A 2,145-nucleotide genomic window follows, 5' to 3' on the forward strand; every position below is an offset into this window, starting at 1 on the left:
ATGGGCGCGCTGTCGGCCATTTTTGACTGCGAGATCCGCCACTGGTACAGCGAGCCGGTCAGCGGTCTTAAAGGCTATGACTGCTATGATCAGGGTGAACATGTGGACAGCGGCAGCGGGCTGTCAGGACGGGAAAACCGCCCGGCACTCTATCTGGTCAACAGTGAAAAAGCGAATGCTCACCTGCCGGTGCCGGCTATCGCGGCCGGGCAATAGTATTCATTTAACTCACCCTATACGCATTTTTATTCCAACCGAAAGGGGAAGACACCCTCCCCTTTCGGGACGTGTTTTCCCCTTATTTTCAGGCAGGGAAAACACATCATGCCTTCCCGGACCGATTATCAAAACACCTTTATTACCCTGTTTAACCAGACGGCCCGCGGTCATTCCCGTTATCAGGTCTTTCGGGACTTTTGTTACTGTGCGATGGCGGCCATCCACAACAGGTATTGTTACAGTGACGAGCTTGAACAGTTCTACCTGAAAACCATCAAAAAGTACGACCGGGACGATATTGACCGGATTGTGCAGTTGTTTTCTCTGGTAGTGCTGGGATTAGCCCGGGAACCGTGTGATTTTCTGGGCAGGGTGTTTATGTTACTGGAACTCGGGGATAAGCACCTTCAGCAGTTTTTCACCCCCTGGGAGGTCACCAGAATGATGGCGAAAATACAGTTTCAGGATGTCTCAGCGTTGTTACAGGAAAAACCCTTTGTGACTTTACACGAACCCGCCTGTGGTTCGGGTTGTATGACACTGGCCGTGGCCGCAGTGATGGCCTATATCCAGCTGTCCCTGACGGGGATACCGGCACAGGTGACCATTGGAGATGCCCTGTGTGATGATGACCGCAAGCGGACGCGTTACACGCCGGCTCATTATCTGGGCAACTGGTCGCAGCGTTTGCAGGCCTGCCAACCGCAAACCGCCGCCTGAATTCTTTTTCACTTTTGCGCCTTTCGGGGCGCTTTTTTGCATTTAAAGGGATTAATTGATGGATGTTATGAAGAAAATTAAGGTGACCCGGTAAGTCAAACACGGGGTGAATCGAGTCAGATTAATTTTCATTATCGCAGAAAGAGTTTTTCCTTGTTTCAGGTTGGGATTCACCGACACTGGGCCAAATTTAAACCAGAGAGGAACCGCGATGTTTAACCGTTTTAAATCCCATTTTACCCGTCAGACAGCGCCACAAGCCAAATCGCCCCCGTCGAAAGACAGCCGGGGCTATTTCCGGCCGCAGTCTGCCGATGAGTTACTGGCCACGCCCCTGCGCCGTCAGTGTCTCCGGCAGCTGTGGGAAAACAGTGCGTTGCCTGACGGGCTGTATCAGCGTTTTTACCTGACACCGATCAGGCAGTTGCTCAGCCGTGTCCAGCAGGTGCCCGCAACACGGGAAGGCGACTGGTCGGGCAGTGGGGGGTTTATCGACCTCACACTGAAATTTACCACTTACTCGGTGAGACTGGCAAAAGGGCATCTGTTGCCGCCGGGGGCGGCACCGGAAACGCAGGCTACCCAGAGTTTGCTATGGCAGGCGGTGGTGTTCTGGACAGCGTTGTTTTACCACCTGCCGTTATTGCAGGCACTGGAGGGTGAGCTGGAGGACGGGCATGGCTGGCAGCCGGGATTGTGGACGCCGGACCGCCGCTTTCGATTCCGGTTTCGGTCCGCCCAGCCAGATTTGCCTGCGCCACTGAAAGCCCTGCTGGCGTCCCGTTTACTGCCGGAAGACGCGGTAAGCTGGCTGTTTCTGGTGCCAGAAGCGTGACGCTGTCTGGCCCTGCATCTGGGCGGCCAGCCCGCCTCCGTGCCGTTGATTGATGCCTTGCTTCAGGAAGCCGCCGGGCAGGTGCAGTCTCCTTTGCTGAAATCGGCGGGGACTTCTGAGATGCCAGATACCGCCGGAGAAGTATCGCCTGAATTCCACCAGGTGTCTCCACATCCTCCATTGGAGGTGGCATCGGCATTCGAACCATCCGGTGAGCATGATACTGATACCCTGACACTATTGTCGTTATTTCAATCCGATCAGGGAGCATCTCATCAACATGTTACAAAAAATGACCATCACGGCTCAAAACTCACCGAACGGCTTGGGCCGGAGAAAGAAACGGTTGCCACTCATAGTCACCTAAAGAC

The 2,145-nt window shown here is 54.3% G+C and carries 2 protein-coding genes and 2 pseudogenes; all 4 read left to right on the plus strand.

Annotated features, from left to right (window positions below; all coding sequences use genetic code 11):
* Nucleotides 1-216 (plus strand): annotated as a pseudogene (locus PSI17_RS16585) (DUF1281 domain-containing protein); the annotation flags it as partial.
* A gap of 108 nt (nucleotides 217-324) precedes the next feature.
* Nucleotides 325-939 carry an SAM-dependent DNA methyltransferase gene (locus PSI17_RS16590; protein WP_273553016.1) on the plus strand — a complete coding sequence of 205 codons (615 nt, stop codon included), beginning with the start codon at nucleotides 325-327 and terminating at the stop codon, nucleotides 937-939.
* A gap of 211 nt (nucleotides 940-1,150) precedes the next feature.
* A complete protein-coding gene (locus tag PSI17_RS16595; protein WP_273553017.1) occupies nucleotides 1,151-1,774 on the plus strand; it encodes a TraI domain-containing protein in 624 nt (207 codons plus the stop codon).
* A gap of 39 nt (nucleotides 1,775-1,813) precedes the next feature.
* Nucleotides 1,814-2,145 (plus strand): annotated as a pseudogene (locus PSI17_RS16600) (TraI domain-containing protein); the annotation flags it as partial.

Origin of the sequence: Xenorhabdus sp. IM139775 (genome assembly GCF_028598745.1) — a bacterium.
GTDB lineage: Bacteria > Pseudomonadota > Gammaproteobacteria > Enterobacterales > Enterobacteriaceae > Xenorhabdus.